Origin of the sequence: Actinophytocola sp. (genome assembly GCF_035712165.1) — a bacterium.
GTDB lineage: Bacteria > Actinomycetota > Actinomycetes > Mycobacteriales > Pseudonocardiaceae > DASYTH01.
The window spans coordinates 1-7260 of record NZ_DASTBH010000179.1 but is presented as its reverse complement, the minus strand read 5'-3'; the positions used below and the strand labels follow the sequence as shown (position 1 = coordinate 7260).

Here is a 7260-nt window from a genome sequence, read left to right as displayed (position 1 = left end):
CGGCACCCGGCTGGCCACCGGCCGGGACTTCGGCCCGGATGGCCGGCTCAAGTCGGACACCCAGGACCAGGGCGCTGCCGGGCGCCAGGTGTTGCTGCTGGACGAGCCCGAGGCCCGCCGGCTGGCGCAGGCGCTCACCGGTTCGGCGCTGACCGTCACCAGCGTCGAGGAGAAGCCGTACACGCGCCGGCCGTACGCGCCGTTCATGACCTCGACGCTGCAGCAGGAGGCCGGGCGCAAGCTCCGCTTCTCGTCGGACCGCACGATGCGGATCGCCCAGCGCCTGTACGAGAACGGCTACATCACCTATATGCGTACCGACTCCACGACGCTGTCCGAGACGGCGATCGCGGCGGCCCGGGACCAGGCCAGGGATCTCTACGGCGACGCCTACGTCTCGCCGCAGCCCCGGCAGTACACCCGCAAGGTGAAGAACGCCCAGGAGGCGCACGAGGCGATCCGGCCGGCCGGCGAGGTGTTCCGCACGCCCGGCCAGGTGGCCGGTGAGCTGGAGTCCGACGAGTTCCGGCTCTATGAGCTGATCTGGCAGCGCACCATCGCCTCGCAGATGGCCGACGCCCGGGGCACCACCATGAGCGTGCGGATCACCGGCACCGCGACCAGCGGCGAGGAGTGCACGTTCGCCTCCTCCGGCCGCACCATCACCTTCCCCGGGTTCCTGCGGGCCTACGTCGAGGCGGTGGACTCCGAGGAGGGCGGCGAGGCCGACGACGCCGAGCGCCGGCTGCCTCAGCTGACCAAGGGCCAGGCGGTGACCGCGACCGAGCTGTCCCCCGACGGCCACGCCACCAACCCGCCGCCGCGCTACACCGAGGCGAGCCTGGTCAAGACGTTGGAGGAGCTGGGCATCGGCCGGCCGTCCACCTACGCGTCGATCATCAACACCATCCAGGACCGCGGCTACGTGTGGAAGAAGGGCTCGGCGCTGGTGCCGGCCTGGATCGCGTTCTCCGTGGTCGGGTTGCTGGAGCAGCATTTCCGGCGGTTGGTGGACTACGACTTCACCGCCGCGCTGGAGGACGAGCTGGACGGCATCGCGGCCGGCCGCTCGGGTCGCACGACATGGCTGTCGAAGTTCTACTTCGGTGGCGAGATGGGTCCGGACGGCTCGGTGGCCCGCTCCGGTGGGCTGAAGAAGCTGGTCGGCTCCGGGGTCGAGGAGATCGACCCCCGGGAGATCAACTCGATCCCGCTGTTCGACGACGACACGGGCCGGCCGATCGTGGTCCGGGTCGGGCGGTACGGGCCGTACCTGGAGCGGGACGCCGGGGCGGACGACTCGGCCGGCACGGTGCAGCGGGCCAACCTTCCGGAGGATCTGCCGCCGGACGAGCTGACCCTGGAGATCGCCGAGAAGCTGTTCTCCACCCCGATGGAGGGTCGCACGCTGGGCGCCGACCCGGTGACCGGCAACGAGATCGTGGCCAAGGAGGGCCGGTTCGGGCCGTACGTGACCGAGGTGCTGCCGGAGCCGGAGAACGAGAAGGCCAAGAAGGTCAAGCCGCGCACCGGCTCGCTGTTCAAGTCGATGTCGCTGGACACGGTGACGCTGGACGACGCGCTGCGGCTGTTGTCGCTGCCCCGGGTGGTCGGCACCGACCCGACCAGCGGTGAGGAGATCACCGCGCAGAACGGGCGGTACGGGCCGTACCTGAAGAAGGGCACCGACTCCCGGTCGCTGACCGCGGAGGACGAGATCTTCACGGTCACCCTCGACGAGGCGCTGAAGATCTACGCCGAGCCCAAGCGGCGCGGGCGGGCCTCGGCTGCCGCCGCGCCGCCGTTGCGGGAGCTGGGCAACGACCCGGCGACCGGCAAGCCGATGGTGGTCAAGGAGGGCCGGTTCGGGCCGTACGTGACCGATGGCGAGACCAATGCCTCACTGCGCAAGGCCGACAGCGTGGAGACGCTCACCGACGAGCGGGCCGCCGAGCTGCTGGCCGAGCGCCGGGCGCGGGGTCCGGCACCGAAGCGCACCGCCGCGAAACGCAAGGCACCGGCGAAACCGGCCGCGAAGGCTCCAGCGAAGTCCAGGGCGAAAACCAACTGACTGAGCCAGCGGGGTGACGCCCGTTGGCCGGTCGCCGGCCGGTCGCCATACTGGCCGGGTGGCCCAATCGCCGTGGGAATCCGACGGAACCCAGCCGCCCGCCCCGCCCCCGGTCTGGACCGACCCGTCATCGGGCCTGGTCACCGGCGCGACCTATGACCAGGAGCCGCTGCACATCGACGTGGTGCGGCCGGTCGAGCCGGACCTGTCCGAGGTGCGGCGCGCGGTGGACGCCGCGTTGCAGGACGAGGAGGCGGCGGCCGGTGACTCGCCGCCCACGGTGCCGGTGCCCCGGCAGGACCTGGCGGTCGCGCTGGGGCAGCCGCCCGGCATCGTGCCGGCCAACCCGCGCCCGGGCTGGCAGTCGCGGCCCTCGGTCCGGCAGCTCCCCGGGTTCCGGCCCCGCCCGCCGGCCCGCATCCAACGGGTGCGCCGGCCCGGGTCGGGCGGCGTGGCGATCGCGACGACGGTCGGCGTGCTGCTCCTGGCGGGCGTGATCATCACGATCATCATCATGATCATCGTCAGCCTGTCGAACACGATCGACAGCATCTTCAACTGAGCGCCCTCTCAGGTGCGGCGCACCCCTGTCGGACCGTCCGGCTACGCTTGACTCGCGGGGTCGGCTCGGAAGAGGGGTGGAGTCATCGCCGGGGGACCGAACGTGGACGAGGCCGGCTGGGAAAGTTCGCCGGTCACATCGAACGCGTCCATAACCCACCGCGCTCGCAGCGTGCTGGCCATCCGGGCGTTCCGGCGGCTGTGGGCCGTCACCTACCTGTGCAGTATCGGTGACTGGTTGTCACTGCTCGCGTTGACCGGCCTGGTCACCAAGCTGACCGCGGGCTACCAGGCGCAGAGCTTCGCCTTCGCCGGGGTCGTGCTCACCCAGCTGCTGCCCGGTCTGCTGTTCGCCCCGCTCGGCGGGGTGCTGGCCGACCGGTTCGACCGGCGCAAGGTGATGGTCGTCAGCGACCTGCTGCGCTGCGCGTTGTTCGCCTCGATCGTGATCGTCGGCACGGCGTGGTGGCTGTTCCTGGCGAACTTCCTGATCGGCTGCTGCGCCATGATGTGGATCCCGTCCAAGGAGGCGGCGGTCCCCAACCTGCTGCGCCGCCGGGACCAGGTGGAGACCGCCACCCAACTCGGCATGGTGATGACCTACGGGATCTCCGTGGTCACCGCGGCCGGGCTGTACTCGCTGGTCACCGGCATCGGCACCACGCTGGACTTCCAGACCGACGCGCTGGCGCTGAACATCGCCAAGATCATCATCGTGATCAACGGTCTGCTGTACCTGACCAGCGCGATCCTGATCACCCGGATCACCGAGCTGTCCCGGCGGGTGCCCGCCGAGGAGCCGGCCCCGGACGCCCCCGCCGCCGAGCCCAAGACCGGGCTGATCGGCATGCTGCGCGACGCGCTGCGGTTCGTGCGCAGCACCCCGCTGGTCCGCGGCCTGCTGATCGGCATGACCGGCGCGTTCGCCGCGGGCGGCGCGGTGATCGGCACCGCCAAGCAGTACGCCAACAGCCTGCAGGGTGGCGACTCGGCGTTCGGGATGCTGTTCGTCGCCCTGTTCGTGGGGTTGGGCACCGGCATGGCCATGTCGCCGAAGCTGGCCGTCCGGCTGCCGCACAACCGGCTGTTCGGCATCGCGATCGTGCTCGCCGGGCTGATCCTCGCGCTGGTCGCGATGTCGCCGCACCTGGCCGTGTCGCTGCTCGGGGTCGCCCTGGTCGGCGCCTGCGCCGGGGTGGCCTTCCTGACCGGTGTGACGATCATCGGCTCGCAGGTGGAGGACTCCATCCGGGGCCGGATCAACGCGATCTACCAGTCCCTGATGAAGATCATCCTGTTCGGCTCGACCGCGTCGGTTCCGCTGCTGGTCGGCCTGGTCAAGCCGCGCCTGGTGACCGCGTGGGGCCGGGAGATGATCGTGGACGGCACCCGGCCGGTGCTGCTGGCCGCCGGCGTGCTCGCCGCGCTGGTCGGGGTGGTCGCCTACCGGCAGATGGACGACCGGCGCACCGAGCCGATCATGGCCGACCTGCTGGCCGCGATCCGGGGCAAGCCGCGCCGCTCGACCGGGCTGCTGATCGCCGTGGAGGGCGACACCGCGCAGGACACCTCCACCCAGGCCTACCTGCTCGCCGACTGGCTGCGGCACCCCGGCCGCAAGGAGGTGCTGCTGGCCACCGACCCGGCGCTGGACGAACGCCGGCTGCAGGCGGTGCTGGCCGGCGCCCAGCTCGCCGGGGCCCGTGCGCAGGCGCTGGTGGCGGCGGCGGTGCGCGCCGACATCGTGGAGCGGCAGATCCGCCCGGCCCTGGACCGCGGTGCGCTGGTGGTGATGGAACGGTTCGTGGACAGCCCGCTGGCCCAACTGTCCGCCGCCGCCGGGCTGGACCCGGCCGAGCTGGAGGGCTTGGCCGACTGGGCCACCTCGCGGCTGCGGCCGGACATCACGCTGCTGCTGGACCGCGACCCGAGCACCATGGCCTCCCACAGCCGGGGCGCCACCGAGCACCACTGGCGGGTGCAGCGGGTGCTCACCGAGATGGCCAGGGCGGATCCGGACCGGTACGTGGTCATCGACGCCGAGGGCACGCCCGACCAGGTGGCCGAGCGGGTCCGGCTGGCCGTGCAGGCCGCCCTGGCCGGGCGCCGGCTGGCCGCGCTGGTGCCCGAGGACGGTGCGCTCACGCCGGCGGAGCTGCGGTGAGCTACGGCGTCTGGGCCCAGGTGGTGGGTCAGCCGGAGGCGATCGAGATCCTCACCGCCACGGCCGCGTCGGCGGCGGCTCAGGTCGAGGGCACGGCGGACGGCGCGGGCATGATCCACGCCTGGCTGTTCACCGGACCGCCCGGATCCGGCCGGTCGGTCGCGGCCCGCGCGTTCGCCGCCGCCCTGCAGTGCGTCACCGGTCAGGGCTGCGGGGAGTGTCCGGGCTGCCGTACGACGATGGCCGGCACCCACGCCGACGTCCGTCTGGTGGTGCCGGAAGGCCTGTCCATCTCGGTGGCCGAGATGCGGGCACTGGTGCAGACCTCGGCGCGCCGGCCGACCGGCGGGCGCTGGCAGGTAGTGATCATCGAGGACGCCGACCGGCTCACCGAGGGCGCGGCGAACGCGCTGCTCAAGGCGATCGAGGAGCCGCCGGAACGGACGGTGTTCCTGCTCTGCGCGCCGTCCGACCATCCCGACGACGTCCCGGTGACGATCCGCTCCCGGTGCCGCCCGGTCGCGCTGCGCACCCCGGCGCCGGCGGCGATCGCCGAGGTTCTGCAGGTGCGCGACGGCCTGGACGAGGCCACGGCGACCTGGGCGGCGTCGGTCTGCGGTGGCCACGTCGGCCGGGCCCGGCGGCTGGGCACCGACCCGGCGGCCCGGGACCGGCGGGACGCCGTGCTGCGCATCCCGCTGCACCTGCGCCGCCTGGCCGACGTCTTCGAATGCGCCGACGACCTGGTGAAGACCGCCGAGGCCGACGCCTCCGAGGTCAGCGGCGCCCGCGACGAGGTCGAAAAGGAAGCCCTGAAGACCGCGATGGGCTACGGCGGCACCGGCAAAGGAGCCGCCACCGCCAGCCGGGGCAGTGCCGGCGCCATCAAGGAGCTGGAACGCCGGCAGAAGTCCCGCGCCACCCGCACCCAACGCGATGCCCTCGACCTGGCCCTGGTCGACCTCGCCGGTTTCTACCGCGACGTCCTGGTCACCACCAGCCGCAGCCCCGCCACCCTCACCCATCCCGACCGGGCCGCCGACATCCACCAGGCCGCCGCTGCCTGGCCCGCCGAGTCAACGCTCCGGCGTCTCGAGGCCGTCCTCGCCTGCCGGGAGGCCATCGAGCTCAACGTCAAGCCCCGCATCGCCGTCGAGGCCATGCTCACCACCCTCTACCGCGGCTGACTCACCCGGGCCGGGCGGGTCGCCGGGTTCCGGTGGCGCGGCGACCGGGGCCGGACGGCGGCGGATCGGAAACGCCGCGACCAGCACCACCCCGGCCATGAGCATCGCGGTGCCACCCCAGAAGATCGGAATGGTCTTGTACTGCGCGGTGGTGTAGGCCAGGTTCATCGTCGGCATCGGCGCGGGCGGCTGCACCGGCTGCCCGGCCGGCGGTCCGCACCGCACGCCACCGGCCGGCGCGTAGGCGCTGGCGGCCTGCTCGCCGATGGTGACCTGGGCCAGGGCGGACGGCAGGTTCCGCAGCCCGAGCGCCGCGGTCGGCAGCACCTGCACGTCGAGCATCCGGGCGGTCGCACCGAGCCGGAACCCCGGGAACGGCTGCGTCATCGGCGCCGAGCGCTGGTTGAGCTGCGCGATGCTCAGCCGGATGACCCCGAGGTCGAGCCGCTGCCCGTCCGGCACCGGCTGACCGTCCGCCAGCAGGCCCCCGATCACCGGCAAGCTCCCCGCAGGCCCTACCAGCGGAACCCCGATCGGCACGTCCATCGTCGGCTTCGCCGCGTCCAGCCGCCCCAGGCTCCGCCCGGCCAGCGTCACGTCGAGGACCGGCGCCGCGTACCGCACCGTCGAGGTCTGCGCGTCCCCGGTCGAGGTCACCTCCAGCACCGGCGCACTCACCACGTTCACGGCCAGCTCGAACGGCGTCCCCGCCAGTAATCGAATGGCCCCGCCCCGCATCGTCGAGGTCGACCGCACCGCCTTCGCCCCGCCAACATCCACGAGGCTCACCGTCGACCGCGCCCCCGTCCCGGTCGGCAGGCTCACCAGCGATCCCACCCCGTCCGCCCGCGCCCGGCCCTCCCCGGCCAGCACTCCGCCCAGCGTGCGCAGCGGCCCCACGAGCCGCTTCAACCCGTCCACCACGGCTTGATCCCCGGCCGCATCCAACGCCGGCGCGTCCACCCGTCCGGTCAGGTCAACCTGATCCGGCAACGTCGGAACCGCGCTCAGCACGGACAGGCTGGCCAACTCCACCTGCGCGTCCGCAGCCGTCCCCACACACGGCCCCTGCGCGTCACTCCACCGCGCCCGCACCGACCCACTCAGCGCCCCCACCTTCACCACGCCATCCAACGGCGTAGCCGGCAACCCCACCCCACCCGTCCGCGCCGCGTCGTTGTCGGGCGGCGCCGTCTGCGCCAACGCCCCCGGCACCCGCGCGGCGGCCCCGCTCACCGCCACCCCACCCGGCGCCGCCCGGGCGACCGCCCGCTCGA

The 7260-nt window shown here is 73.0% G+C and carries 5 protein-coding genes; 4 read left to right on the top strand and 1 reads right to left on the bottom strand.

The genetic code is table 11. From position 1 onward, the window contains the following. From topA to VFO68_RS10015, 4 genes are all read left to right on the top strand, one after another. Window positions 1-2071: type I DNA topoisomerase (gene topA / locus VFO68_RS10030; protein ID WP_325157929.1), on the top strand; the 2071-nt coding region annotated here is incomplete at its 5' end. A 58-nt stretch (window positions 2072-2129) separates the two neighbouring features. After that, window positions 2130-2633: a hypothetical protein gene (locus VFO68_RS10025; RefSeq protein WP_325157928.1), complete on the top strand. Its 504-nt coding sequence runs from the start codon at window positions 2130-2132 to the stop codon at window positions 2631-2633. 102 nt (window positions 2634-2735) lie between these two features. Continuing rightward, window positions 2736-4796, top strand: a complete 2061-nt coding sequence (locus VFO68_RS10020) for a bifunctional MFS transporter/dTMP kinase (RefSeq protein ID WP_414635482.1) — start codon at window positions 2736-2738, stop codon at window positions 4794-4796. Then, window positions 4793-5983 (top strand): DNA polymerase III subunit delta', encoded by a 1191-nt coding sequence (locus VFO68_RS10015; RefSeq protein WP_325157926.1) that lies wholly within the window; start codon window positions 4793-4795, stop codon window positions 5981-5983. The genes VFO68_RS10020 and VFO68_RS10015 overlap by 4 nt, the downstream gene beginning before the upstream one ends. Here VFO68_RS10015 and VFO68_RS10010 read toward each other — a convergent pair. Continuing rightward, the coding region (locus tag VFO68_RS10010) for a hypothetical protein (protein ID WP_325157925.1) at window positions 5873-7260 on the bottom strand (1388 nt) is incomplete at its 5' end. The genes VFO68_RS10015 and VFO68_RS10010 overlap by 111 nt on opposite strands.